The 26,621-nt window shown below is 37.3% G+C and carries 29 protein-coding genes and 6 pseudogenes; 2 read left to right on the forward strand and 33 right to left on the reverse strand.

The features are described from left to right. Positions 1-211: 211 nt before the first annotated feature. The 13 genes and pseudogenes from speD to JCM21531_RS18345 form a co-directional block, all read right to left on the reverse strand. Positions 212-586 carry an adenosylmethionine decarboxylase gene (gene speD, locus JCM21531_RS09050; RefSeq protein WP_038289184.1) on the reverse strand — a complete coding sequence of 125 codons (375 nt, stop codon included), beginning with the start codon at positions 584-586 and terminating at the stop codon, positions 212-214. Positions 587-910: 324 nt separating this feature from the next. Further along, the gene (gene rpsA, locus JCM21531_RS21540; RefSeq protein WP_038289187.1) at positions 911-2,152 is read right to left on the reverse strand and encodes a 30S ribosomal protein S1; all 1,242 of its coding nucleotides are present in this window, start codon (positions 2,150-2,152) and stop codon (positions 911-913) included. Beyond that, positions 2,149-2,976, reverse strand: coding sequence for a 4-hydroxy-3-methylbut-2-enyl diphosphate reductase (gene ispH / locus JCM21531_RS21545; protein ID WP_038289189.1), 828 nt, complete (start codon positions 2,974-2,976; stop codon positions 2,149-2,151). The genes rpsA and ispH overlap by 4 nt, the downstream gene beginning before the upstream one ends. Then, positions 2,977-3,567 carry a lysophospholipid acyltransferase family protein gene (locus tag JCM21531_RS09065; RefSeq protein ID WP_038289190.1) on the reverse strand — a complete coding sequence of 197 codons (591 nt, stop codon included), beginning with the start codon at positions 3,565-3,567 and terminating at the stop codon, positions 2,977-2,979. Next, a complete protein-coding gene (gene cmk / locus JCM21531_RS09070) occupies positions 3,557-4,240 on the reverse strand; it encodes a (d)CMP kinase (RefSeq protein WP_038289191.1) in 684 nt (227 codons plus the stop codon). The genes JCM21531_RS09065 and cmk overlap by 11 nt, the downstream gene beginning before the upstream one ends. 40 nt (positions 4,241-4,280) lie before the next feature. After that, positions 4,281-4,637: a chorismate mutase gene (gene aroH, locus JCM21531_RS09075; RefSeq protein ID WP_038289193.1), complete on the reverse strand. Its 357-nt coding sequence runs from the start codon at positions 4,635-4,637 to the stop codon at positions 4,281-4,283. A 70-nt stretch (positions 4,638-4,707) separates the two neighbouring features. Then, positions 4,708-5,142 carry a HutP family protein gene (locus tag JCM21531_RS09080; protein WP_038289194.1) on the reverse strand — a complete coding sequence of 145 codons (435 nt, stop codon included), beginning with the start codon at positions 5,140-5,142 and terminating at the stop codon, positions 4,708-4,710. 147 nt (positions 5,143-5,289) lie between these two features. Beyond that, positions 5,290-5,802 (reverse strand): hypothetical protein, encoded by a 513-nt coding sequence (locus tag JCM21531_RS09085; protein ID WP_038289195.1) that lies wholly within the window; start codon positions 5,800-5,802, stop codon positions 5,290-5,292. A gap of 129 nt (positions 5,803-5,931) precedes the next feature. Next, positions 5,932-7,160 (reverse strand): annotated as a pseudogene (locus tag JCM21531_RS09090) (BaiN/RdsA family NAD(P)/FAD-dependent oxidoreductase). A 19-nt stretch (positions 7,161-7,179) separates the two neighbouring features. Then, on the reverse strand, positions 7,180-7,419 hold the full coding sequence (locus JCM21531_RS23725) for a histidine phosphatase family protein (RefSeq protein ID WP_279379021.1): 240 nt from the start codon (positions 7,417-7,419) through the stop codon (positions 7,180-7,182). After that, positions 7,406-7,828 (reverse strand): histidine phosphatase family protein, encoded by a 423-nt coding sequence (locus tag JCM21531_RS09095; RefSeq protein WP_279379022.1) that lies wholly within the window; start codon positions 7,826-7,828, stop codon positions 7,406-7,408. Before JCM21531_RS09095 ends, JCM21531_RS23725 begins: the two co-directional genes overlap by 14 nt. Continuing rightward, positions 7,812-8,710: pseudogene (locus JCM21531_RS09100) on the reverse strand (MurR/RpiR family transcriptional regulator). Before JCM21531_RS09100 ends, JCM21531_RS09095 begins: the two are co-directional and overlap by 17 nt. A gap of 6 nt (positions 8,711-8,716) precedes the next feature. Next, positions 8,717-8,884, reverse strand: a complete 168-nt coding sequence (locus JCM21531_RS18345; RefSeq protein WP_094184772.1) for a YpmA family protein — start codon at positions 8,882-8,884, stop codon at positions 8,717-8,719. Between the two features lie 165 nt (positions 8,885-9,049). Between JCM21531_RS18345 and JCM21531_RS09105 the strand changes: the two genes are divergently transcribed. Beyond that, a complete protein-coding gene (locus JCM21531_RS09105; RefSeq protein WP_038289198.1) occupies positions 9,050-9,688 on the forward strand; it encodes a hypothetical protein in 639 nt (212 codons plus the stop codon). Between the two features lie 35 nt (positions 9,689-9,723). On the opposite strand, the gene JCM21531_RS09110 is transcribed toward JCM21531_RS09105, so the two are convergent. From JCM21531_RS09110 to JCM21531_RS09135, 6 genes are all read right to left on the reverse strand, one after another. Beyond that, positions 9,724-9,966 carry a hypothetical protein gene (locus JCM21531_RS09110; RefSeq protein WP_038289202.1) on the reverse strand — a complete coding sequence of 81 codons (243 nt, stop codon included), beginning with the start codon at positions 9,964-9,966 and terminating at the stop codon, positions 9,724-9,726. Positions 9,967-10,083: 117 nt separating this feature from the next. After that, positions 10,084-10,608, reverse strand: coding sequence for a DUF4830 domain-containing protein (locus JCM21531_RS09115; RefSeq protein WP_038289226.1), 525 nt, complete (start codon positions 10,606-10,608; stop codon positions 10,084-10,086). A gap of 226 nt (positions 10,609-10,834) precedes the next feature. Further along, positions 10,835-12,232 (reverse strand): oxaloacetate decarboxylase subunit alpha, encoded by a 1,398-nt coding sequence (locus JCM21531_RS09120; RefSeq protein WP_038289206.1) that lies wholly within the window; start codon positions 12,230-12,232, stop codon positions 10,835-10,837. 111 nt (positions 12,233-12,343) lie between these two features. Beyond that, a complete protein-coding gene (locus tag JCM21531_RS09125) occupies positions 12,344-12,739 on the reverse strand; it encodes a biotin/lipoyl-containing protein (RefSeq protein ID WP_038289207.1) in 396 nt (131 codons plus the stop codon). A 26-nt stretch (positions 12,740-12,765) separates the two neighbouring features. Continuing rightward, a complete protein-coding gene (locus tag JCM21531_RS09130) occupies positions 12,766-12,936 on the reverse strand; it encodes a hypothetical protein (RefSeq protein ID WP_038289209.1) in 171 nt (56 codons plus the stop codon). A 15-nt stretch (positions 12,937-12,951) separates the two neighbouring features. Beyond that, positions 12,952-14,502, reverse strand: a complete 1,551-nt coding sequence (locus JCM21531_RS09135; protein ID WP_038289210.1) for an acyl-CoA carboxylase subunit beta — start codon at positions 14,500-14,502, stop codon at positions 12,952-12,954. A gap of 341 nt (positions 14,503-14,843) precedes the next feature. On the opposite strand from JCM21531_RS09135, the gene JCM21531_RS09140 reads away from it, so the two are divergent. Next, positions 14,844-15,587 (forward strand): PilZ domain-containing protein, encoded by a 744-nt coding sequence (locus JCM21531_RS09140; protein ID WP_243467468.1) that lies wholly within the window; start codon positions 14,844-14,846, stop codon positions 15,585-15,587. A gap of 56 nt (positions 15,588-15,643) precedes the next feature. Here JCM21531_RS09140 and mnmM read toward each other — a convergent pair whose 3' ends face one another. The 14 genes and pseudogenes from mnmM to JCM21531_RS09200 form a co-directional block, all read right to left on the reverse strand. Further along, positions 15,644-16,210, reverse strand: a complete 567-nt coding sequence (gene mnmM / locus JCM21531_RS09145; protein WP_038289215.1) for a tRNA 5-(aminomethyl)-2-thiouridylate-methyltransferase MnmM — start codon at positions 16,208-16,210, stop codon at positions 15,644-15,646. An 8-nt stretch (positions 16,211-16,218) separates the two neighbouring features. Beyond that, the gene (gene speB, locus JCM21531_RS09150; protein ID WP_038289217.1) at positions 16,219-17,088 is read right to left on the reverse strand and encodes an agmatinase; all 870 of its coding nucleotides are present in this window, start codon (positions 17,086-17,088) and stop codon (positions 16,219-16,221) included. A 29-nt stretch (positions 17,089-17,117) separates the two neighbouring features. Continuing rightward, positions 17,118-17,945 carry a polyamine aminopropyltransferase gene (gene speE, locus JCM21531_RS09155; protein WP_038289219.1) on the reverse strand — a complete coding sequence of 276 codons (828 nt, stop codon included), beginning with the start codon at positions 17,943-17,945 and terminating at the stop codon, positions 17,118-17,120. 160 nt (positions 17,946-18,105) lie between these two features. Further along, positions 18,106-18,821, reverse strand: a pseudogene (locus JCM21531_RS09160) (pseudouridine synthase). Positions 18,822-18,948: 127 nt separating this feature from the next. Continuing rightward, positions 18,949-19,430: pseudogene (gene ytfJ, locus JCM21531_RS09165) on the reverse strand (GerW family sporulation protein). 40 nt (positions 19,431-19,470) lie between these two features. After that, positions 19,471-19,965, reverse strand: coding sequence for a DUF2953 domain-containing protein (locus JCM21531_RS09170; protein ID WP_243467469.1), 495 nt, complete (start codon positions 19,963-19,965; stop codon positions 19,471-19,473). Between the two features lie 215 nt (positions 19,966-20,180). Next, entirely contained in the window at positions 20,181-20,486 is a 306-nt protein-coding gene (locus JCM21531_RS23730) for an RDD family protein (protein ID WP_279379023.1), read from the reverse strand. Positions 20,487-20,533: 47 nt separating this feature from the next. Further along, positions 20,534-20,719, reverse strand: a complete 186-nt coding sequence (locus tag JCM21531_RS23735) for an RDD family protein (protein ID WP_279379024.1) — start codon at positions 20,717-20,719, stop codon at positions 20,534-20,536. Positions 20,720-20,741: 22 nt separating this feature from the next. After that, positions 20,742-21,173, reverse strand: a complete 432-nt coding sequence (scpB, locus tag JCM21531_RS09180) for an SMC-Scp complex subunit ScpB (protein WP_439644291.1) — start codon at positions 21,171-21,173, stop codon at positions 20,742-20,744. Next, a complete protein-coding gene (locus JCM21531_RS24845) occupies positions 21,155-21,337 on the reverse strand; it encodes an SMC-Scp complex subunit ScpB (RefSeq protein ID WP_439644290.1) in 183 nt (60 codons plus the stop codon). Before JCM21531_RS24845 ends, scpB begins: the two co-directional genes overlap by 19 nt. A gap of 21 nt (positions 21,338-21,358) precedes the next feature. Then, positions 21,359-22,148, reverse strand: a pseudogene (locus tag JCM21531_RS09185) (segregation and condensation protein A). Between the two features lie 37 nt (positions 22,149-22,185). Further along, positions 22,186-23,210 (reverse strand): annotated as a pseudogene (trpS, locus tag JCM21531_RS09190) (tryptophan--tRNA ligase). 59 nt (positions 23,211-23,269) lie between these two features. Continuing rightward, positions 23,270-23,941 (reverse strand): site-2 protease family protein, encoded by a 672-nt coding sequence (locus tag JCM21531_RS09195; protein ID WP_038289221.1) that lies wholly within the window; start codon positions 23,939-23,941, stop codon positions 23,270-23,272. Positions 23,942-23,977: 36 nt separating this feature from the next. Next, the gene (locus JCM21531_RS09200) at positions 23,978-26,593 is read right to left on the reverse strand and encodes a CBS domain-containing protein (protein ID WP_243467470.1); all 2,616 of its coding nucleotides are present in this window, start codon (positions 26,591-26,593) and stop codon (positions 23,978-23,980) included. Between the last annotated feature and the right edge of the window lie 28 nt (positions 26,594-26,621).

Consider the following 26,621-nt stretch of genomic DNA (forward strand, 5'->3'; position numbering starts at 1 on the left):
TTTGATTATAAAAAAACTCTCAAAAGAATAGCCCTATATAATGATATGATTACATTAATATATTTATTTTATCATATACATGATTAAAAATAAATATATTGTACGGGAAAAATCGGAATAAATGAATGCTGCATACGAACTATATGAACATATAATAATATAAACATAAAAGCGTGCTCACATGCACGCTTTTAAAGATCTATCTTAACAATTACAGATTTGCAACTTTAACAGGTTCTTCGAATACGCCTCGTTTCACCTCGGTTGCAGTCATATGCTTGGCTTTAAACCTTTCTGTCAGGTAATTGCAAGCATCCCATGGATTAACCTTTTCCCCGCAGGTAAACACATCTACTGCGGCATATCCCAACTCCGGCCACGTATGAATTGTCAAATGGGATTCTGAAATTACTACTACACCGCTTACTCCCTGGGGACTGAATTTGTGAAATGCCACTTCCCTAACTTCAGCACCAGCTTCAAGAGCGGATTCAACCATAATTTTTTCAATCAAATTTCGGTTATTAAGTATAGCGGCATCACATCCATATATTTCTGCCAAAATATGACGGCCCAAAGCATTCATTTCATTTTCCTCCTTCAGATTTAAAAAAATATCAACAACCTTTCTTTAATTTGAAATTACTCAATTTCAACAAAATTTATTTTAGCACGTCTGCACTAAAAGTCAATAGATTTTTCTAAAATTTTTAATATATCTTGTTTATTCTGAATTATTAAAATTCTTCTTCAGTTTGCTCTGTTTTTTATACATTTTTATCGCATTTACACAGTAATGAAGCAGAAAAATAAGAAAATAAAAAGCCTGTTGTGTTTGGCAACAGGCTTTAAAATTATTCCATTATAAGCAAAGCTTGTGTTAAATTATATTATTGAAATTAATATTTGATTAGGATTCTGTGGTCTTTGATACGAAGTCCCCCAATGTTACGGACATATCTTCTTTATGTTCCGACGGTTCGGCGTCTTCCGAAGAGTTGTTAGAAGCTTCTTTTGCTTCAGATTCATCCTTTGAGGAAGGAGGATCTATTGGCATAACCTCTTTAATGCTGAGGCTGATTTTCTTGTTCTCAATATCAACTTCCACTATTTTAGCATCAACTTTCATACCAATCTCAAGAGCATCTTCAACTTTTGCGAGACGCTTTGAGGATATTTGGGATATGTGAACCAGCCCGTCCACACCTTTTTCAAGCTCAACAAAGGCACCAAAGGAAGCAAAACGAAGAACAGTTACCTTGACAATATCTCCTACCTTGTACTTTTCTTCTGCTTTATACCAAGGATTGTCCTCAATTTTTCTATACCCCAGGGATACCTTTTTCTTCTCTTTGTCAAATTCTAAAACGCTTACTTCAATTTCATCCCCAACTTTTAATATTTCAGACGGATGTTTAACTCTTGTCCATGAAAGCTCAGAAATATGAATGAGTCCGTCAACTCCGCCTATATCAACAAAGGCACCAAAATCTGTAAGACTCTTGACAGTACCTTTAAATACTTTTCCTACCTCCATGCTGTTCCATGTTTTGGTCGCAAGAGCAGTCTTTTCTTCTTCGATAATTACTCTTGCAGAACCTACCACTTTACGTCTCTTTTCATTGAGCTCAACAATTCTGAGAGTTACGTTTCTTTTAAGGAACTCATTTAAATCCTTTACATATCTATCGCTTACCTGTGAAGCGGGAACGAATATTCTTACGCCCCTGGAGCTGGCAATTACACCGCCCTTTACAACTTCAACAACAAAAGCGTTAACAGGAGTCTTGCTTTCATAGGCCTTAACTATATCATCCCAGGATTTTACAGCATCTACTTTTTTCTTTGAGAGTCTTACGTTGCCTTCACCGTCATTGATCATTTCAACGAGGACTTCAACTTCATCCCCTATTTTTACTTCTTTTTCAATATTGAAGTTTGGGTCATCGGTATACTCTTCGAGAGGAATTATACCGTCTGCTTTATAGCCCAAGTCAACAAAAACCTCATTGCTGTTAAAGCCTATTATTTTTCCTTTTACAGTCTCTCCTGCTTGTATTCTAACAAATGAACTCTCAAATGCGTTGGCGAAATCTATTTCACCATCTTTTTCTAGAATATCGACCATTCCTTGCTTGTTTAATTCACTCATTTTTTAATAACCTCCTCAATTACCCAGTCCGGCGTAGAAGCTCCGGCAGAAATACCTACTTTTTTTATTTTTTTTATATCTACCGGTGGCAAATCACCGGAAGTCTCAATTTTATACGTCAAATTGCAATGTTTTTTGCATATATCATAAAGCTTTTGGGTATTGGAACTACTTTTTCCCCCAATAATAATCATCATGTCGACATGTTTGGCAATTTCTTCTGCTTCATTTTGCCTTCTGCTGGTTGCACTACATATTGTATCAAATTCTAAAAGATTTTTGAATTTCTTTTTTAATTCTGTCGTAATTTTTACCCACTTTTCTTTTGTTATTGTTGTCTGTGCAACTACGCAAACTTTTTCATCGCTTGGTTCAAGTCCTTCTATATCCTCAACTGTGTCGGCTATATATGCTTTGTTGTTACACCATCCATTTATCCCTATTACCTCAGGATGATTTTTGTCGCCTACAATTATTATCTTGTAGCCTTCTTCACTTTTCTCCCTTACAAGGTTGTGAATTTTTTTTACGTATGGACATGTAGCATCTTCCAAAATCAACCCCTTATCTAAAATCTTTTTATAAATTTCAGGTGTAACACCGTGGGCTCTAATTACGATATGGCCGTTGGGCGTTGCTTGATCAATATCATTAATCTTTTTAACACCCTTAGAAGCAAGAAGATCTACTACTTGTGTATTGTGAATAATAGGACCATACGTATATATAGGTTCTTTTTGCTTTTCCAAAAGATTATTGACAGTCTTAACTGCGTTACTAACTCCAAAACAAAAACCGGCAGATTTTGCAACTATTATTTCCAATCAAGATTCCTCCAAGAGAGAGTAAACTTTTTTCATTATGCCCTCACTGAATTCGACCAATTCACTATTAGTATATTTCTTATCTTTCTCTAAATCAAGAGTAAATGGTTTTCCAAATACAATTTTTATTTTACTGAAAGGACGATAACGTCCGCAAATTGCAACAGGCAAAATTGGAGCACCTGATTTTTGCGCTAAAAGTGCAGCTCCAGGCTTTGCTTTTATAGTTTTGCCTTTTTTATGTTTCAGCCTTGTGCCTTCGGGGAAAATACCGACAATGTGACCTTCTTCAAGAAGTTTCAAAGCGGTTTTAATCGCTCCGACATCACCTTTTCCCCTGCTTACAGGAAAAGCACCAAGTCTTCTGATAAATGAAGATAATAGGGGAATTTTAAAGAGTTCTTCCTTAGCCATATATCGAACCAATCTTTTTAGCTTGTATCCGATAAAAAACATATCCAATTCTGCGATATGATTTGCACACAGAAGAACAGAACCTTCTTCAGGAACGTTCTCTATACCAATAATTCTCACCCTATAAAACAAATTAAAAAATGTAGTAACAATTACTCTAAGAAAACTAATAAACATATTCCTTTACATACTCCATAATTTTGTTTACAACTTGTTCTATAGTTAAATCAGTGGTATCAATCTCAATGGCATCCTGAGCTTTTGACAAGGGAGCAAAATCTCTGCTGCTGTCATTTTTATCCCTGTATTCTATATCCTTTTTGACATCTTCCAAAGTCATTTGAGTCATACCTTTGGACAAAAGCTCATTATATCTTCTTATTGCCCTCGCTTCAATAGAAGCTGTGAGGAAAAACTTGAGCGTTGCATCGGGCAAAACATATGTTCCTATATCCCTTCCATCCATAACAACACTGTTTTGCTTGGCTACTTCCCTTTGAAGCTCAACCATTTTTAGTCTTACCGCCGGGACAGTGGCTACATTGGATGCACCGATGGAAACCTCGGGAGTCCTTATGAGTTCTGTTACATCTTTCCCGTCTAAAAAAATATGTTGTATATCGTCCGAATAGACAACTTTTATGTCTATATCTTCGACAAGCTTTGACATTTGTTCACGGTTTGATGTATCAACGCCTTCTCTGATAGCTTTTAAGGCAACAGTCCTATACATTGCCCCGGTATCTAAGTACAATATATTTAAAGTTTTTGAAATAAGCTTTGCAATTGTGCTCTTACCCGCTCCTGCAGGTCCGTCAATGGCAATTGAAATTCTGGCTTTTTCACTCATATTATATCTCCCGCAAAATCCAAGTTAATTGTACTTAAGTTTAAGTCAAATCCGGTCTTAAAACCTTTGCACCGTTAAGATATACGTGCTTTATATCTTTCTTGTCTTTATCGGAATTTACATGCATCATTATCCTGATACACTTTTTCAAACTTCCCGGAACATCTATTTCGTTCATGCACATAAGTGCCGTACTTGTCCAACCTATATTTCTTGCGGCAATCGCCGGGAATGCAGCATCCAAATCCTTTGTAACAGTAAAAATTATACTTATTATGTCGTCTTCTGCAAGCCCGTTTTTTTGGGCCATTTCCTTAAGCAGATTTTGAGTTTCGGTCAATATCTCATCTGCATCGTTGTTTGAAACGGTGGTCGCGCCTCTGATAGCCCATACCATTATAACCAAATCCTCCTATTTGCCATTCTACCATTCTACAAGCTAACACTTTCAATAATTATCTTCAATCCTACACAACTCTATGGCCTAAACCAATGGCCACTTCATTCAAATGAAGCAGACCTATTCCAAAAAAGACTGCCACAGAGATATGGTTTTTGTATCGTGCAACACCAATTTTGCCGCCAACATTAAGTCCCAATGCCTTAGGCATAATTTGCGACAATGCCTCCCTTGTTGCACCGGCAACAGCTCCTTCTTCTACATGATTGTCAACAATGACACCTTCTCTTTTGGACGATACTACAGCCCTTTCGATTATCTTCATCACAGAGGTAATAAACTCTCCTCCATAGTCTACTGCAGCAGTACGTATTCCAATTTTATTATACTCGGATTGCAACTGTTTTTCCGAAACCCTATCTTTAGTTAGAGCTATCTCGATTGCTGCAGCTGCAATCTCCTTGCTTCCGTATTTTCCAGCGTCAATAGTATCGTTAGTCATATTTACCTCTCAAGATATCCCAAATAATTATGTAAAATACGAATATTTAAGTTTTATCTTTTAATTCTTTGTAATTATTCATGTCAAAACAAACACTATTATATTATACTTTAATAATGGCTTTTAGACAATAAAAAAATTGAAGAATTATTCTATTATTATCCTTGCAAGCTGTTTAACTTCGGAATTAACTTTTATCCTCTTTCCTATGTTATCTAGTTTTATATTGTCGCTGGCAGAAACTATTGCAACCTCTGCTTCTTCTGTAGTGCTTCCGTCTACAGAAACAACATCTCCTTCTTTTACCTTAAGACTTATTACATTTTCTGAAAACGCTGCGACTTCCTCTCCGTTTATAAGAACCTTCAAGTCTTCATTGGCATCGGCGCTATATAAGGCTATTGATATTTCTCCTTCACTGTAAAGGTATTCCTCAAATTTAAGAGGATTACCCTCAAGACCTGTATCATTTATAAGAAAGGTCCGTGCTGTCGGATTCATTAAAGCTGCCTGTACCAAAACCAAAGCAGCAAATAGAATTATAAAAGAAAAGAACAAAAATCTTTCAAATCCGAATCTAGGGTTTATAGCCTTTGCTTGAGCCTTTGAATGGGGCTTTTTTGATTTTCTCTTACCAGCCTTAAAAACTACAACCTTCATTGCTATCACTCCGTATTTTAATGAATATTGCTATAGAATAATATGCTCAAATCCATTAAAAAATACACTTATAACCAGAGGCATTTTTCCTTTTGTCATGTTTTGCATCGAATTTACACTTTATATGCTTCAACAGCTGATACCCGCAAGAAAGCCTGTCGAAAAAGCAATGGTAAGATTAAAACCTCCTGTATAGCCGTCCACATCAATAACTTCGCCGGCAAAGTAAAGGCCCTTTATAAGCTTTGATTCCATTGTTGACGGATTTATTTCATCGGTTGACACACCACCCGCCGTAACAATGGCATCCTTAACAGGTCTTGAACCGGTTATATTAAATGTAAGATTTTTAAGAAGCCGAACCAATGCTCTTCTTTCTTCTTTTTTTATCTGATTCACAAACCTGTCGGGCTCAATACTGGAAAGCTTTACTATCACCGGAATCATTTTTTGCGGAAGAAGTTCATCCAGTGAATTTTTATATTGCTTTCTCGAATACTTTTCAAAATCTCTAAGTATTCTTTCGTTAAGTTTCTCCTCCGTAAGAGCAGGTTTTAAATCAATAACCAATTTAACATTTTTATAATCATAGTCAAGTATGTGCCTGCTGGCACTTAAGATAACCGGACCTGAGACTCCAAAGTGCGTAAAAAGCATTTCTCCAAAGTCCGAGTAAATCTTTTTGCCTGAGTTATTTAGTATAGATATGGCAATATTTTTTAATGAAAGCCTTGTAGCTCTTTTACCCATTCTTCCTCTACAAGAAGGGGAACCAGCGAGGGTTTTAAGTCTACAATAGTGTGTCCCAGTTTCTTTGCCATAACGTAGCCGTCACCTGTTGAACCGGTCCCGGGATATGAAGCACCACCTGTGGCGAGCACTACAGCATCACAAGGTACTTCAGTACCGTCTTTTAAAACCACACTCGTCACAGTATTGTTTTTTGCCTTTATCTCCTGAACCGGTGAGTTTAACTTGAGATTAACATTGGCTTTCTTTAAAAACTTTAATAGCGCCGCATTAACATCTTTTGCATTATCCGAAACGGGGAATACTCTTCCTCCTCTTTCCACCTTGGTTTTTAGGCCGTATTGCTCCAAAAAGTCAATCAAATCGTGGTTTGAAAAGGTATAGAAAGCAGAATATAAAAAATTCCCGTTTCCAGGAATATTCTCAATAAGGCCCTCTATATCGGTATTATTGGTGATATTACACCTGCCCTTGCCGGATATGAGAATTTTCTTTCCGATTCTGTCATTTTTCTCAAAAAGTATTACATTATGTCCTCGTTCCGAGGCTTTGCCGGCGGCCATAATACCGCCGGGACCTGCCCCGATTACAACTACTTTTTTTCCCATTTAGTATTACTCCATTATATCAAAATTTAGTCGTAAACGGTTTTTTTATATGACATGTGTCATTAAGTGTCCTTAAGTATGTCCTATCATTATCAATAACTATAATACTCAAGGATGCATTTGCAATAAAAAATTTGTTGTAAGCCTCAAGGCCAATGCCCAAGACTCCCAATATGATTAATTTTATGACACCGCCATGGGATACTACTAGAATATTATTCCCACTATGCTTTTCAATTATTTCATTAACAAATTTCATAGCCCTGTCCTGGACGTTTTTTTAGGCTTTTCTCGCCAGGAAATGTGGCAAGATGCGGTGTCATCCTCCACTGATCGTAATTGTAATCAGGGAGCTTTTTCATCTCCTCAAAAGTCAGTCCTTCCCATTCTCCAAAATCAATCTCATTTAAAGATTTATTTTTAATAAGCTCTTTAGATAGCTGCCGGTTTATAATCTCAGCCGTGGTGTAAGCCCTTTTTAAGGCACTGGAATAAATAATATCTATGTCAAAAGCGGCAAGTCTTTGGGCCACAGCTTTTGCCTGAAGAATTCCTTCGCTGTTAAGTTCCGTATCGACATGCCCCTGACACCGGTTTTCCTTGTTCCAATCGGTTTCGCCATGGCGGACCAGATACAATACTGTCACTTTTCTAATCTTCCTCTCCATAATCGGATTCGTAATCGTGTTTTTCATACACCTTGTACTCGTCCCATATTTTCTCAAGGCGTTCAAAGGTGTCATGTATGTAGGGTTTCCTGCTCATTCCGATGGCTACAATCAATGCGTTTATTACACTCAAAGGAGCAACCAACGAGTCAACAAAGGATGCCATATCGCTTCTTGCCGTGATGACATGGTCTGCGTTCTTGGCCAAAGGAGAATAAAGGCTGTCCGTAATTGCCACAACAGTAGCTCCTTGATTTTGGGCAAAACGCATAGCATTTATTGTCCTTTTGGAGTATCTCGGGAAGCTTATCCCTATAACCACATCTTCACGGGAAGCATGAATTATTTGCTCAAACATTTCACTGACGCTTGTAGTGTGTACAAGCCTTACATTATCAAATATCAGGTTGAAGTAAAAGCCAAGAAAACTGGCAAGGGGCGCAGAACTTCTTACCCCAAGAATGTATATCTTTCTCGCATTTAAAATACTCTGAACAATATTATTAAAGCTTTCTTGGTCAATTTCCTCAAGAGTGGCCTTGATTTTCTCCATATCGGATTGAAGGACACTTTTTAATATATTTCCCTCATTGATCCTGCTGGAGGTTACTTCAATCCGCTGTATAGCCGTAAGTTTGCTCTTGTTCATTTCTCGTAAAACTTTTTGAAGTTTGGGATAACCGTCAAATCCAATTTCATTGCAAATCTTACGACTGTTGACTCACTTACACCCACTTCTTCGCCAAGTCTTGCTGCAGTCATATATGCTGCTTTGTCGTAATGATTTATGATAAAATTTGCAATAAGTTTTTGACCCTTGCTAAAGTCTTGCATACTGGATTGAATTTTTTTTATCAAGTCCTGTTCTTTATCCATTGCCATATCCCCTTATGTTTCGTAAATTGAAATTATCATTTTGTTATCTTTCTTTGACAAACCGAAAATCAAATTTTTATCCTTTAGATTTTTATTCAAAAAGTCAACCACTTTATACAGCTCCAAGTGTGGAGCAACTTCTACTGTAGCTTTAAGCTCCAATTTATCATCAATATCCATGTTTATCCTCCGTAAATGCTTTTTATATTAATATTACAATTTTGCAGTATAAAAATCAAGCTCTTGCATTTGGAACATGAGCACTAAAATTTATTTATAATAGGCTGGAGATAATCGAAGTTATAATTTTTACACTTTAGCAAATACTACATCGGGGTGGCACAGATGATACAAATTGACGATGCGGGAAGCGGAAGTTTTGTCGGCGGAACATGTATTGGAATATATAGACCCGAAACAAATGAATATTTCTTTGAAATTATTCCTGTTGAGCTTTATAACAAGGAAAATTTTAAGAAAAAACTCTATCTTGATGCGGTGGTAAATATAGTAGAAGAAGCTTTTAAAGCCTTAAACGTACACAGAAATGAAACGGTTGAAATATGCCGGGGATATATGTTTGAAAAATTAAGGCTCTGGCTTGATGCCAACGGTTACTGCTGGTATAGAACCCAAATCAGTGGCCGAGTTCAGGAAATTGTGGAGCAAAATTTTATGCTCTACACAATAAGGCTTGGAGTACCGGAAGCCTATATAAAATACACAAAGTATCCCTTCCATTTTCACAAGCTTCTGCGCTGGGTTTTTGCAGACTATGATAAAAGAATATCTTTGTGCAAAACCGGATGGCAAAGCTGGGCAAAATATGAGGGAATCCATTGTGATGTTTGCGATGATGTTATGAACTTTTCTCACATATTTTGTTTAAAATGCGGAAAATATATAAAGAAAGGCAGTAAAATTAAGACTTTGCGGTTCGTCAGCAACAAAGAGCATTTCGTTTATCTTCACAGTGATTGCTAGGAGTGTGGATGTTGGGTAAGGCGAAGATACTGATATTACTTAACGCGTCTCATAATGATTTCATCTTGCTTCATTACTTCGTTTTCAATACGTTCTAAAATGTCCGTATGCTGCTTGTACCCGTCAAACAGGGCCTGAACTTTTGGGGTAAGTTCATTTTCCAAACGTATTATGTCGCTTTTGTCGGCTTTTTCATCTAATTTTTGGTTTATTTGGACGAGTTGCTCTTTTATTTCGTAGTACATGTTTGTAAGAAGTTCAAATGCTTTTTCATCCATTTTTAGTCCTCCTAATGAGTCTTAAAAAAATAGCAGATTCACTTCGAAAATAATACCAAAAATAATTTTAGTTTTCAAGGTATTTGATTATTTTTTGATATTACTTTGTGTATTCTCTTATTCATATTTTTTTAAAAATTCATCCCTCCACGTATTAAACTCCATGCTTTTAACATTTTCAAAATTCTTGCCTTCAAAAGAATAAATTTCTCCTATTGGCATTTGAATAATATCTTTTTCTTCATAATATGGGCTTGAATATCCGCCTATGATTTCGTTTCCGCAAACCATCATGGATAAATTAGTTTTTTTATTCGGGGATTTATTATCTAAAGGATGATTTTTTATTATATATGAGTAAATCGATATTTCTTTTCCAATATAATCATCTGGCGCTAAATGTTGAACAGACCAAATCTGCCAGCTTTGATATACCCTTTGTTTATCTAAGGTATATTCCTCAGTTTTCCCTTTTGATTCTAAAATCTCATATCCGTGCAAGACTATGTAGTTATCAATATCTTCGGGTTTTTCGATAATATGTATTTTAAGACATTCACATTCTTGCATTTCTTTTTGGTTACATGACACCAAGATACAAAGGAAGAATGCTATAAGCAAAAGACTAAGAATTCTTCTCATAAACTCACCTTTTTCTATTTTACTTTTAATAATTGATTTCAATCCATATTTTATCATATTCAGTTTAATTTTGTCCAGTAATATTTATTAAAAAATATATATTTTAGAATTTAAATACAGAAAAAACTCAGGCGCCGTATTAGGTCCTGAGTTTTTGCCTAGTCTCTTGGACTCGATGTCCAAAGCTTTATTGTTGTCCTTGAAATATAAAGCTCAATGTTCTATTTTAAACCGGATGAATCCTGTTCTCGTAATCAACCATGTCCGGTTCTATTTTATATTTTTGAGCCTTTCTGTATTGGAAGAACTTTTCTGCTACCTGCGGGAACAGAGCGTAAGATAAAACATCCTCGTCTTGTTCTAAGTATTCCTTCATTTCGTTTCTGATCTTTTCAAGCTCGGGCTCAATAAGATCTGCAGGTCTTACTGTAATTGGCTTTTCATCCTTTAGGATATTCTTTTGAACTTCAGGATTTACAGGCGCAGGTGTTTTGCCATATTCACCTTTGATTAGTGCTTTGGATTCTTTTGGCACCATTTTGTATCTTTCGCCTGTTACCACATTTAAAACTGCCTGAGTACCTACAATCTGGCTTGTAGGTGTAACCAACGGAGGATAACCGAAGTCTTCCCTTACTTTCGGCACTTCTTTTAGAACTTCTTCGAATTTATCAACCGCATTGGATTGCTTCAACTGAGATACCAAGTTAGAAAGCATTCCACCCGGTACTTGGTATTTGAGAGTATTTACATCAACTCCCATAACTTTTACATCAAGAAGTCCTTTTGATATATATTCTTCTTTCAGAGGTCTGAAATAGTCGGCGATTTCACTTAACTTATCCAAGTCAAGTCCGGTATCGTATGGAGTATCTTTTAAAGTTGCAACAAGAGGCTCTGTCGGTGGCTGGGATGTTCCCATTGACATTGGAGAAATAGCACAGTCTACAATATCGCAGCCTGCTTCAATTGCTTTTAAGTACGTCATAGAAGCAACACCGCTGGTATAGTGGGTATGAAGCTGGATTGGCACCTTTACGTTTTCCTTTAATGCTTTGATAAGTTCATATGCAGCATAAGGAACAAGAAGGCCTGCCATGTCCTTTACACATATGGAGTCAGCACCCATTTCTACAAGGGTCTTTGCATCCTTGACAAAAAGTTCAAGGTTGTGCACAGGACTTATGGTATAACAAACCGTACCTTGAGCATGACCGCCTTCTTTTTTACAAGCTTTGATTGCAGTTTCAATATTTCTGACGTCATTTAAAGCGTCAAAAATTCTTATTATATCCATACCGTTTGCAACGCTTTTTTGTACAAAGTACTCTACAACATCATCCGCATAATGCTTGTAACCCAAGAGATTTTGACCTCTTAAAAGCATTTGCAGAGGAGTTTTTTTACAATGGCTTTTTATAATTCTAAGCCTTTCCCACGGGTCTTCATTCAAAAATCTCAAGCAGGCATCAAAGGTTGCACCGCCCCAGACTTCCAATGAGTTGTAGCCAATTTCATCTAATTTATCTATAATAGGGAGCATTTCTTCAATTCTCATTCTTGTTGCAATAAGAGATTGATGGGCGTCCCTTAGCACTGTTTCGGTAATTTTAACCTTAGCCATTTACTCTTACCTCCTTTTTGGGAATAACCACAAAAGTGGCTTGATCCTTTAAATTATATCTACCACAACTTAAGCATTTTCAATCATTGTTATTTTCTGCCGAAAACTTCATCAACTTAATGAAAGGAGAACTTCTCCAACATTTACCGATGAACCTTTTGAAACATTAATTGATGCAACTGTACCGTCATTTGGAGCAACTATCTCATTTTCCATCTTCATTGCTTCAAGAATTAAAAGAACTTGGCCTTTCTTTACCGTATCTCCCTGATTTACAAGAATATTTAATATTGTACCGGGCATAGGAGCCTTAATTACTACAGCACCTGCAGGTACTGCGGTATCTTTCTTTGGAGCTGCGGCTTTCGGTTCCTGAGCCGGTGCCGGTGCAGATGCCGCCGGTGCAGGCGCGCTGAGAGAAACCTGTGGCGCGGAAGCTCCGTCCCTGATTTCTTCAACTTCAACTTCATATTGATTTCCGTTTACTTTTATCAAAAACTTTTTCATGTTTAATCCTCCTTATAAATTAGTTTTTACATATTTCTTTCAATTCTTTCGATTCTTCCTGTTGTGGACCATACAGGAGATGTCTGAGGTATTCTTTTAAACGATCTGACTACAAGTTTGTATCCTGGTCTGGTTTCAAGGGCGGCAATTGCCGCTGATATTGCCAGGATTATTTCTTCATTTATCTGCTCTTTCATAATATCCTCCCAACATTATAAAGGAATATTTCCATGCTTTTTAGCAGGTCTGTTTTCTCTCTTGCTTGCAAGCATTTCAAGAGCACTTATCAGCCTTATCCTTGTTGTTGCAGGGTCAATAACATCGTCAACATAACCCCTTGAAGCAGCAACATATGGATTGGAGAATTTGTCGCGATACTCTTGAATAAGTCTGCGTCTTGCTTCCATCGGATCATCGGCAGCTGCAATATCCTTTTTGAAAATGATGTTTGCCGCACCTTCAGGTCCCATAACTGCAATTTCTGCTGAAGGCCATGCAAATACCATATCTGCCCCAAGGTGCTTGCTGTTCATGGCAATATATGCACCACCGTAAGCCTTTCTTACGATAACATTGATTTTAGGAACAGTAGCTTCGGAGAAAGAATAGAGAAGCTTTGCACCGTGTCTTATTACTCCGTTGTGCTCCTGACCTACACCGGGCAGATATCCGGGAACATCGGTAAAGGTTATAATCGGAATATTGAATGCGTCGCAGAAACGAACAAACCTTGCAGCTTTGTCAGAGGAGTTTACATCCAAGACTCCTGCGTAGAATTTCGGCTGGTTTGCAATTATACCGACGGTACCGCCATTCATTCTTCCGAAACCTATTATAATATTTTGAGCAAAATGCTTTTGGATTTCAAAAAAATCACCGTTATCAACTACCGAAGTGATTATGTCCATCATGTCATAAGGCTTGTTGGAATCTTCCGGAATAATATTAGCCAAGTTGTCATTGATTCTGTTCATGTCATCCGGGCTTGGAACAATCGGAACATCTGAAAGATTGTTATCCGGAAGATAGCTGATGAGCTTTTTGATTTGCTCTATACATTCCTTTTCATTTGAGCTTCTAAAGTGTGCAACACCACTTACAGAGTTGTGGGTTTCTGCACCGCCAAGCTTTTCAAATGTTACATCTTCGCCGGTTACGGACTTAATTACCTGGGGACCTGTTATAAACATTTGACTGGTCTTGTCAACCATGAATATAAAGTCGGTAATTGCAGGAGAATATACCGCTCCACCTGCGCATGGTCCCATGATAACTGAAATTTGCGGTATTACACCCGATGCCAAAGTGTTTCTGTAGAAAATGTCTCCAAATCCTTTAAGTGCGTCAATTCCTTCTTCAATCCTTGCACCGCCCGAGTCATTAATGCTTATAAACGGAGCACCCATTTTCATTGCCATGTCCATTACTTTCGTAATTTTAGCGGCGTGCATTTCACCCAAAGATCCTCCGATTACCGTGAAGTCCTGGGACGAAACAAAGACCAGACGTCCATTTATGGAGCCGTATCCGGTTACAACGCCGTCTCCGGCAACCTTCTTTTTTTGCATATCAAAGTCAATGCTTCTTGTTTCAACAAATGTGTCGATCTCAACAAAGCTGTTTTCGTCAAACAAGGCTTCGATTCTTTCCCTGGCTGTCATTTTACCGGCATCATGTTGCTTTGCAATTTTTTCCGCTCCTCCGCCCTGCTCTACTTGGGCTAGTTTTTCGCGGAGAAGGCCAATCTTGTCTACTTTGTCCATCAATCTCCCACCTCTTGTCATTTATTATTAATTTTGTATCCAGTAGCTTCAAAATACATTTTGTATACATTCTCTGAAATACAATTACAACTTTACATTTCAGCTACTTATTTTTTATTATTATATGATATTATTACCTGGTTATAATTATAATAAATTATATCCTACTTTATTTAATATTGCAATATTTTCCCAAATGTTTATGATATAAAAAGAGGATTTTATACTTTAATGTTTATATAGATTTTTTACAAAAACAATAAAATATATGTCGGTTTTGGTCTAGAATTTTAACGTTTTTGCCGATAAAACTTATGAGATAAATACTTGGTGAAGGCAGGGTGGTTAAATTGTCAAGCGATTTACTTCCTCAAATTGATTCTCCTATTTTTTGCAGGGTGTCGATAAATAACGATGAAAAATGGGTTCACGGCATAATCACGTATATTAACCTTGATAAAAATATTGCCGAAATATTCCTTTCTGCAAAGTATTTTAAGAGCTATTTTAGCGAAGGAAGTAAAATCGTTATCAAATCCCTTGATGAAAATTGCGAGACACTGTTTACGGGAAGTGTTTCAAAAAAAGTAATCTCCATAAGAAAGCAGGCCATTACCATTCAAATAAGCAAAGTCTTAAGTTATAACAATCAAAGAAAGCACGAAAGGTTCCGTGTAAATTATTCTTGCAGAGTAAGGTATGAAGAAAACATATCATATATCGCAAACATCTCGGATATAAGCCTTGGAGGAGGCTTGATACATTCCGATGATTTTTTTGAGGAAGGAAGAAAAATAGATATTGACGTCTTTGTAACACCGAAAATAACAATATCTTTTACCTGCAAAATAATTAGAAGAATTGCAAATAAAAGCGGTGGCTATAGTTATGGCGTACAGCTTGCTAATATAGATGATGAAAACTACAATCTTTTATCTGAGCTGATTGAATATCTTCAAACCCAAAAAAAGCACCTTGCCCAGGAATGGAACATGTTCAACAGGCTGAAATATTCCGTATATGCAATATCTATACTTGGCATTTTTCTATTGATTTTTGTAGTGTTTGCATCAAAAGCAATTTAAAGGGGCATTAAGCCCCTTTAAACATTTAGATTGCTTTATATACTTGCTTTATTCTTTTATGATATCTTTTCAATGCACACCAATATTGGCGGACAATTTGCCTGATTTATAAAATCGGTACGCTGAACCATAAATTTCTTTTGGTCTATGCTTTTTAAAAACTCAAGAACCTTTTCTTTTTCTTCAAAGCCGCTGTCTCCTCCGTAGTAAATGACAACAGTTATAATTCCTCCTGTAATAAGAAGCTCCATTGACTTTGACAGAGCTTTTATGGTTGTTTCGGGCCTGGTACCGATGCTGTGATCTCCTGACGGAAGGTAGCCTAAGTTAAACATTACCGCTTTTACCGGAGCATCAACATACTTGTCCATATTTTGATGTCCGTCTTTTATAAGAGTTACTCTGTCAATAAGCTTCAAGTCCTCGAGCTTTTTTGTTGTATTGGCAATTGCCTTATCCTGTATATCAAAGCCGAAAACCCTGCCTTTTTCACCTACAAGACTTGCGAGGAAGACTGTATCGTTTCCGTTTCCGCAAGTAGCATCCACAACCGTGTCCCCTTCTTTGACAAACAGTTTAATGTAGTCATGGGACTGTCCCAATGAATTTTTAATAGTCTGCATAGCCTTCCTTATCCAACCATCATAATGATATCTCTAATAATTTTTGCTGCAAGGAGCGCCGTCCTGTCCGATTGATCATAATGGGGCGAAACCTCCACAATATCGAATCCGACAAGATTTTTACCCTTAAACAGATGTATCGAATCAAGAAGCTCCCTGGAGCTGATTCCGCCGGGCTCCGGTGTGCCTGTACCGTTGGCGTATGCAGGGTCCACAACGTCAATATCAAGGGTTATGTATATGGGTTTGTCCTTTATGGTATCCATGACACGGCTTAAGGGTTCAAAAACGTCAATGGTATACATGTTGGTGAATCTTTTTGCATATTCAAACTCATCCCTGGTTCCGGACCTTATACCGAACTGATAAATATTTTTACCCGGCATAAAGTCAATCAAGCGTCTTACAGCCGATGCATGGGAATTGGGACAACCGATATACCCTTCCCTAAGGTCGGCGTGGGCGTCAAACTGAACTACTACAAGATCCGATCCATATTTATCATATACCTTTTTTATTACCGGAACGCTGATAAGATGCTCGCCTCCGATAAAAAGCGGAAATTTATTGTCATTAAGTATTTCCTCTGCTGTATCTCCAATAAGATTTAAGCTTTTATCCACGTTACCGAATGGAAGATCCAAGTCACCGGCATCAAAGAATGAACACTGGGTCAAATCCCGGTCCATATATATGCTGTATTCTTCAATACCTATGGATACTTCCCTGATTTTCTGCGGCCCAAACCTTGTGCCCGGTCTGAAACTGCAGGTAAAATCCATTGGAACACCCACCATTACTATGGATGCATCGTTATAACTGTCAGTACTTGCCATAAATTTTGTCGGCAGTGTAAAATTTCCGTTTTTTAAGCTCATGTTAATACCTCATCAAATCAAATTATAAGTTATTTCAGTAAATTTTTAACAAACTTCGGCAGCATAAATGCCGCTTTATGAATCTTTGGACAATAGTACTTGGTATCGATATCCGGTATAGAGTCTATGTCGGTTTCTAAAGGATCATACTTCTTTGAACCCATGGTAAAGCACCAATATCCGGTTGGATATGTAGGGATTGCACATGTGTAAAGCCTTGCTATCGGGAACAATGACTTAACATCCTTAAAGACTCTTGATATAAGGTCTTTATTGAAGAAAGGAGATTCGGTCTGCGCAACAAATATACCGTCTTCTTTCAGTGCTTCGTATACCGACTTGTAAAAATCAATGGCAAACAGTCCTTCAGCAGGTCCTATCGGATCTGTAGAATCAATCATTATAACGTCAAATTCATTTTTGTGTTCTTTTACGTACTTAATACCGTCGCCAACCACTACCTCAACCTTTTCGTTTTCCAAAGCGCAGCTAATCTCCGGAAGATACTGCTTTGATACCTCAATGACACGGCCGTCTATTTCACACAAAACTGCCTTTTCGATGGATGGATGCTTTATTATTTCTCTTATTGAGCCTCCGTCACCACCGCCGATGACCAGTGCTTTTTTAGGGTTTTTATGAGTAAAAAGCGGAATATGAGATATCATTTCATGATAGACAAATTCGTCCTCAATTGTTGTCTGAATAATTCCGTCTAAAAGAAGCATTCTACCAAACTGCTCGGTATCTATAACTGCCAGATTCTGATATTCTGTTTTTTCAGTGTGATAAGTCTTTTTTGTCTTGCATGTAATTCCTAATGAAGAGGTCTGATACTCTGTAAACCAAAGTTCCATTTGATTCAACTCCTGTTCTATATTTTTTAAGTAACTCCAACTTGCTGTTTATTTTTACAGCCATTAATATTTTAAATATGAAATAGTGTTTTGTCAAAACATTATTGCTAATTGAATTAATATGTCGGATGTTGTAGAAAAAATAATATATTTTACTCAATTACTGTTGGTCAAAAAAAGAATTAATCTCCCGGTCAGTCAAGTATCTCCAAGAGCCTTCACCCAACTCCCCTAGGATATATCACCAATAGAAATTCTTTTGAGCTTTATTACGGGGCAACCGATTTTATCGCACATTTTCCTCACCTGACGGTTCTTTCCCTCGTGTATGGTTATTTTAACCTTGCATGTTTTTCCGTCACTTTCCAAAATCTCAAAATTTGCGGGACTTGTGAGATAATTATCAATCCATAAACCTTGCTCAAAACGCTTTATGTCATCTTTTGAGGGAACATCCTTTAAAACTGCTTCATAAACCTTTTTTATCTCATGTTTAGGATGAGTCAGCTTGTAGGTGAAATCACCGTCGTTGCTAAGCAACAAAAGACCGGAGGTATCATAATCAAGCCTTCCCACCGGAAAAACTCTTTCCTTTATATCCTTGACCAGATCCAGCACCGTCTTTCTTCCAAACTGGTCCTTTACCGAGCTTATGTACCCTACCGGCTTGTTTAATGCTATATAGACCTTTCTTTCTTCCATTTTGACCGGCTTTCCGTCAACCTCTATTATGTCATTTAAGGAAACCTTTCTACCCATTTGAGTGACCGTTTCACCGTTAACCTTGACCCTGCCCTGACCTATCAGTTCTTCAGACTTTCTTCGGGATGCAACACCGCATTCCGCCAGGTACTTTTGAAGTCTTATCTCTTCCATAAAGACAACTCAATCCTTTTTGTCAATTGTTTTCCTTACTTTTTATTTTAAATATTATCATAAATTCATCAGTTTTTAAATCATTCAAATTAGTGCTTCCATAAAGAAAAAGTGGGCTTGTTCCCACTTATTCATCATCTTCTTCTTTTGCACTTTTTGTGCTTGAATCACCGGGCTTTATTTCCTTTTTGACTTTAAGACTCTTCTTTACAGTATCCTTTGTCTTTTCAATAAGTTCAGGAATCAAATCCAGAACCTTTTCTAAAGATGAATTGATATTTACAGGTAAAAGCTTAATTTGTCCCTGACCTACTACCATGAATGCCACCGGTTTATACTGACTCCGGCACCGCTACCTCCTGCAAATGGGAACTTGCTTTCGGGCTTGCTGCCCTCTTCGGAACCCTCTTCGCTTTCTCCCTCTACAGCGCAGCATGAAGCAAACTCGCCACCACCTGCCGCAAAACCAAAGGTTACTTTTGAAATAGGGATTATCACTGTTCCGTCCGGTGCCTGAACTGCATCTCCTACTATGGTATTTACATCTACCATTTCTTTAATACTTTCCATTGCTGTTGACATTAAGCCTTGGATAGGATGTTCTGCCATATTAATCACCACCTGGTATTTTATTTTTGCAAACTGAATCCTATTTATATACTGTAATACTCCTTCTAATATTGAGAAAACCGGCTTTAGCTTTTATTAAGTGCTTAAGTATCATCAAACCTATAACAATAATATAAACAATTCTAACCTTAAATATACAATATAGTTCAAGATTAAACTTTTTTCCTGTGAAGTCCGGCTTTATTTCCACCCTTTTGTCTTTTACATTTGTAAAACTGTGAAGAATGGAGACAAGAATTCCTGCCACACTCCATGCAATCCCTGTCAGTATTGCCGTATAAGATGCGTTTCCCGTTCCAATCACTGCGGAAAATTCAAGTTTTTCAATACATATTCTGCATTTTAGATAGTTCATGATTTTCTTTATTATTTCTTGATTTTTTCCATAAAAACTTTTAGAATTTTCTATGTTTTGCATAATTTTTTGGTAGTAAGTATCTACCCTATCTATTTTTTCATTTTTGTCTTTTATTTCATATCTAAACCTTTTTTGAACACAAAAAAGATATCTCAAAGTGGTTATTCTTCCCTCCTTTGCTATACTCAATTACGATATTTATTTTTAATAAAAATATTAACACAATCAGTATAAGAGCTATTAATACAAAAATGATTCTATATAACATTGCCGCACCTCATTTAGTTATTTTTGCCTATAAAAACAAAAAATACACATGAATTGTGTATTTTTATGCGGCAATTTAAATTGTAAAATTTTATCCAAAGCTTTTATAAGCCTCCGGCGTTTATTAAATACAAAACGCCGTTGACAATAACCAGCGAAAAATAGGCAACACCAAGTCCGATTACCGTTAAAACCGCTGCAATTCTTCTGTTCTCGCTCATTTTTTCGTACTCTACGTTGCACTCGCTGATTCTGTCCCAAAGAGTAATGCCTTTTCTGGTCAACTCATAATAGCCGAAAATATAGGATATAGTTGTAAAAATACCTAAACCCATACCCAGTATCCAAACAAGGATGCTTCTTTTTAGAGCTCTTTTAAAATCCGGTATTTCGGAAACATTAGTCCGCACCTTTAATTTAAGCAGCCACTTTCCGGGAGTAGTTCCCCAAGTTGATATTAATCTTGCCTCGCAAGAGCCCAGATAAAATAAGTTCCCATACTAAGCAATATGGGGTCGAACATACTGCCTTGGAAAAAAATCAATTGAGTCAATCTCACAATTGTGCTAACAATACATATATCAATAATTCTAGCCCAAAACCTTACCCATGGCCGAACTCTGAATATGTCATATTCACTCATTTCAATCACCCTAGTTTGTCAATTATACTTTTTCTTGCATTTCCAATTCTGTATCCGTTTTTTCCTGTTCACTGTTTTGATTTACCTCGTCAGCCTCGTGTATATCGTTTAGTTCAAATATGGGCAGATCCGAATCGGACTTAAAACCGAAACTTCTGAAAAATTCGTCTGTGGTTTCATATAATACGGGTTTGCCGGGAGCATCCAGTCTTCCGGCTTCTCTAATCAAGTTTTTCTCAAGGAGCCTTGCAACTGCACTGTCGGAGTTTACACCTCTTATCTGTTCAATCCTTGCTTTAGTTATAGGTCTATTATAGGCAATGATTGCCAAAGTTTCAAGGGCTGCTTGAGACAAACCGCTGCGCTGCCTAGGTTCGAAAAGCTGTTTTATATAGTCATAGTACTCAGGCTTTGAGCAAAGCTGATAGCCGTTATTTATTTCCCTAATGCTAATACCCCGGGAAGGTTGTTATTATAGTTTACTATCATATTATTCAAAACAAGCTTGATTGTTTTTTTGTCAATACCTATAATACTACTAAGTTTTTCAATGGAAATTTTATCGCCTGAAGCAAAAAGCATGCCTTCGAGGATTCCCTCGAGCTTCTTTAAATCCATTTATATCACTCCAACCCCATATCAGTTTTCAGCCGCAATACTTTCTTCATCAATATCTTCAAGATTGGTATTTTCACATTTGCAGACCGTAATATCCGCAAACTGCTTTGGCTGTATTAAGGTAATTTTCTTTAACTTTGCCAGCTCCAATATGGCAAGAAAACCTGTAACAATTTCAAGCCTTGACCTGGTTTTTGGAGAAAAAAGCTCAGAAAACTTGAAAATAGGTTTTTTCAAAAGCGTTCTTATGACATCTCTGATTTTGCTGCGCAGGGAAACCTTTTCATGCTGTAGTATCTGAGTCATTTTCCCGGTATTTTTGTTCATTTTTCTTTCATTTCTTTCTATCAACTCGACATAAACCCTCTTTAGCTCATCATAAGAAAGCTCTAAAGGCTCATCCTCATGCTTTAGGTCAATGTCCTCAGGACCTCTGTAAAAATACCTTTCTCCATCCTTCTCCTTATCTTTAAGATTTCGGTAAATCTCTTATATTTCTTATACTCAATAAGTTTTAAAACCAGCTCTTCCCTAGGTCCAGCTCTTCCTCCTTTTCCTGTTTCGGACTTGGGAGTAAAAGCTTTGATTTAATGTGAAGAAGTGTTGCTGCCATTACCAGAAATTCACTGGCTATTTCCAAATCTAGCTCTTGCATTGCAAAAAGGTAATCCATATATTGATCCGTTATTTCGTGTATAGGTATGTCATATATATCTATCTGATTCTTTTCTATAAGGTGAAACAGTAGATCAAACGGTCCTTCAAAGTTTTGTATTTTTATAGTACATGCTTTTGACAACGCACTTTCCAAAGAAATTCACCACCTTTATAGGTTCAACGGAAAAAGGCTAAATAAAATCTATTTTCATGGCTTTTCTGACTTCTTCAAGGGTTTTTTGGGCAACCTTTCCTGCTTTTTCATTGCCGTTTGCAAGAATCTCCTTAACTACACCCGGATTTTCCAGTAATTTTTGTCTTCTTTCATATATAGGTTCAAGATGTTCCACCATTTTGTTTGCAAGATTCTTTTTGCACTGTACGCACCCAATTTTGCCGCCTCTGCACTGCCCTTCGATTTCAGTTACTTCATTTTCGTTAAATACCTTATGGAAAGAAAATACCGTACACACCTCAGGATGTCCTGGGTCGTCTTTTCTAATTCTGGCAGGGTCGGTTATCATGGTGCTTACTTTCTTTCTGATTTCATCGGGACTATCGGACAGGGCTATGGTATTGCCATAGCTTTTGCTCATCTTTCTGCCGTCGGTTCCCGGCAATACTTTTGCCTTTGTCAAAATTGCCTGAGCTCGGGGAAAACATCGCCAAACAAATAATTAAACCGCCTTGCTATCTCCCTGGTCAACTCAAGATGCGGAAGCTGGTCTTCTCCCACAGGTACAAAACCGGCCTTATAGATCAATATATCGGCAGCCTGAAGGCATGGATACCCCAAAAATCCGTATGTGGTAATGTTCTTGTCCTTTAATTGACTGAGCTGATCCTTGTATGTCGGACAGCGAAGCAGCCATGAAAGAGGCGTCGTCATGGAGAACAACAAATGCAGTTCTGCATGCTCTTTTACGCTTGACTGCAAAAATATAACGCATTTTTCAGGGTCAAGACCTGCACTAATCCAATCTATAACAAGGTCGTTTATATTATTCTTAATTTGCGATGTATCTTCATATCCCGTTGTAAGGGCATGCCAATCTGCAACAAAAAAATAACAATCATAATCGTTCTGAAGCTTTACCCAGTTTTCCAATGCACCGAAATAGTTGCCCAGATGCAAAGCTCCAGTAGGTCTCATGCCGCTTAATATAGTACCTTTTTTCACTAAAACTTCACTCTCCCGTATAAAAAATCTTGTCATATGAATATATTACAATAATAAATTATATCTTTTTTTATATTAAAGTCTAATCATATTTTTTATACAATTAGCTTCATTATGGGTATAATTACAGATAATACGGCACTTTGCATTCCGTCTATAACCGGTGTAATTATTCTGCCAAGCCACCCGGTATAGGACAATAACAGCAATATAATGAAAGTAGCATTGTGATACTGCATAACCTTGAAATAATATTTTGACGGCAAAACTGCAGTAAATATCTTGGAACCATCGAGGGGCGGCAATGGCAGAAGATTAAAAACAGCCAAAGCTATATTCATAACAAAGCCGTAAGAAGCAAAATTATATATAATCACCGCCGGACTCAATGGATTATTTTCCAGAGGATAATACTTTAAAGTCACAAAAGTAAGCGGAATAGCAAAAAGTATTGCCAGAATCAAATTGGAAAGCGGACCTGCCAGACTTACTAAGATGGTCCCGATCTTTTTATTTTTAAAATTTGATGGATTTATAGGCACAGGCTTCGCCCATCCTATAAAGCTTATTAACATCATTAACGTTCCAAATAAATCAAGGTGTTTTAGCGGATCAATTGTAATCCTCCCCTTGTCTTTTGCCGTCGAATCTCCCAAACGATAAGCTATATAAGCGTGAGCCGATTCATGAACCGATATGGAAAAAGCAAAAACTATAAACCAATAAATTAGCAATTCGGGACTGTTTTCTAATTGCTGTAACAACATTTTCTTCTCCTTAAATACAATACTAATTATTTTTAATTATTTTTTTAAGGAACTCAAGCTCATCTTTATAGGTTTGCAGATTGCCGTTGAGTTTTTCTGCAAGCACCTGGTCAAGAAGAAGCGTATACTCGGGCCCCGCTTTACGCCCAGTTCCTTTAAATCCTTGCCGGATACACATGCCTTAATATTTTTGAGGTTATTTATATAAAGGATTACCCTGTTTATTAGCTTCTTATCATTACTTAGCATACATAATACCAGAAGAACTTCTAACGATAATCCCTTTAACTCATTATAAACATGATAATTGGATATATCAATATTTCCGGACAAATTTGAAAGCACCCTGTCTTTTACTTCGGTGAGCTTTAGTATTTCTGTTTTGTATTCCTTTGATAGTCGCATATTTTCCGATGACCTGGAGGCATTTTCAAAACTCATGTTTGAATGAAGGATCAATAAAAATAAGAGTGTCCTGTCTAAAGTTTCTTGGAAGTCTAACTTTTCTTTAAAATAAGCCAAATTTTCTTCGGCATTTTTAAGAAGTTTCTTTATGTCATCGGTAAGCCTGATTTCGGGATAGACACTTTTTAGTATACGTAAGTTTTCCATTCTTTTTAAAATAGCTGGAATATTGTTTTCTTTCAGCATTGTAAAGAACTCGAAGTTTATCCTCTCAAGACTCACTTTCCAAAGAATGCCGGATTCTATAGCCTTAATCGCAAATTCCTCGGTTTTCTCCTCCATTCTAAAGTCATACCTTTGTTCGAATCTTATTGCCCTGAATATTCTTGTAGGGTCTTCCACAAAGCTGAGGTTGTAAAGTATCCTTATAAGCCCAAGCTGAAGGTCCCTTCTTCCGCCGTAAAAGTCTACTATATTGCCAAAACCGGATTTGTTAAGCTTTATTGCCATGCTGTTTATGGTAAAATCCCTTCTGAAGAGGTCGTCCTTTATAGTTCCCCCTTCAACCACGGGAAGGGATGCAGGATACTCATAATATTCCTTACGGGCCGTTACCACATCAATCTTAAAATCATCTTCCAGTACCACCACTGCAGTACCGAATCTATCATGCTTTGTAAGGTGTGCGCGATAATGGCCTGCAAGTTTTTCGGAAAACTTTAGGGCATCTCCCTCTACCACGATATCGATATCGAGATTTTCAACTCCAAGTATAAGATCGCGTACAAATCCTCCGACCACATATGCGTTTAAGCCCTCATCATCTGCGATTTTGCCGGCTTCAATAAGAAGGTTCTTTACTCTTTGGGGAAGAGCATTTATTTTGTCGGACAGATTGTGATTTTTTAAGTTTACATTTTGGCTGTCAATATAATTCTTTTTGTACCACTGAGGTGAACTTTCACCAAAGAAAGTGGCTATAATATCGGTCCTGGTAACAATACCTAAAAGTTTATTCCCGGATACCACCGGAAGTCTTCCGATGTTGTGCTCAACAAGAAGGTTCTCAATTGCTTTTATCGGAGTTTCCGGATCTATCGTAATTACATTCTTTGTCATATAAGCTTTGACAGGAGAGCTGCCGAAACCATGCAAACGCGCTTTTTCTATATCCCTTCGGGATATAATTCCGCAAAGAATACCGTCCTTTACAACAGGAAGTCCGGAATGGCCGTATCTTAACATTATTTTGTTGGCCTCATCTATACTGGAATCAAAAGAAACCGTTTTAACAGGTGAGCTCATTATATCCTTAGCTCTTTCCACAGGCCGTATATTTTCCCTAAGAATTTTCTCAAGTAAGCTTGCTAACTTATTGAGATCCGCTTCATCGGATTTGCCCGAACCTGCACCGGGATGTCCTCCACCGTTGAAGAAAGTCATTGCATGCCCCACATCAATTTCATCTTCAAGACTTCTTCCGATTATATATGTCTTGTTGTCCATTCTGAGAATTGAGAAGAGAGCGTCATAATCTCTTTCCTCCAATAGCTTCCTTGTCAGAAAAGCTGCGTTATCTACATAGTCTTCAACCTCTACAGCAGAAAAAGCCACCTTGAAACCGTTTATATCTATAACCCTGATGTTTTTGCCCATCTTCTCCAAAAGAACCTGCTGATTTAAGTTTAAAGGATTTGTCATATAGTCGTCTATAACCTGCAAATTGGCCCCCTTTGATAAAAGGAAGGCAAGGGCATATGCATCCTTTGAAGTAGTTCCCGGCAATGTCAGACAGTTGGTGTCAGCGTATATTCCCAGAGCTATAACAGTTGCTTCCAGAGGAGAAAGCTCAATGCCAAGCTTTTGAATTTCGTCCGCAAGTAAAGTAGCACAAGCACCTACGTCTTCGATGGTGATTTTTTGAGCCACAATCATGTTTTCGGATGCCGGATGATGGTCATACACAATGACATCAATACCAGGCTTGTCAACAAGTTTCTCCAAAGTTTTTTCAAGCCTTGATTTCGAATTCGTGTCCACAATAATTAATCTTTCAACTTGTTCTATATTAATATCTTTTACAGTTAAAAAATGGAATGAATCCCTGTATAGGTTTAGAAACTTCTTTACATCCTTTCCTATAATTCCGGGAAGGACCATAACAGCATGGGGATAAAGTTTACTTGCCGCTAACATGGATGCAAGACTATCAAAATCGCTATTTACATGGCCTGTTATAATATCCATTCTCATCTCTCCAACAAATGCTTTTTCC

This window comes from Acetivibrio straminisolvens JCM 21531 (assembly GCF_000521465.1).
Lineage (GTDB): Bacteria > Bacillota > Clostridia > Acetivibrionales > Acetivibrionaceae > Hungateiclostridium > Hungateiclostridium straminisolvens.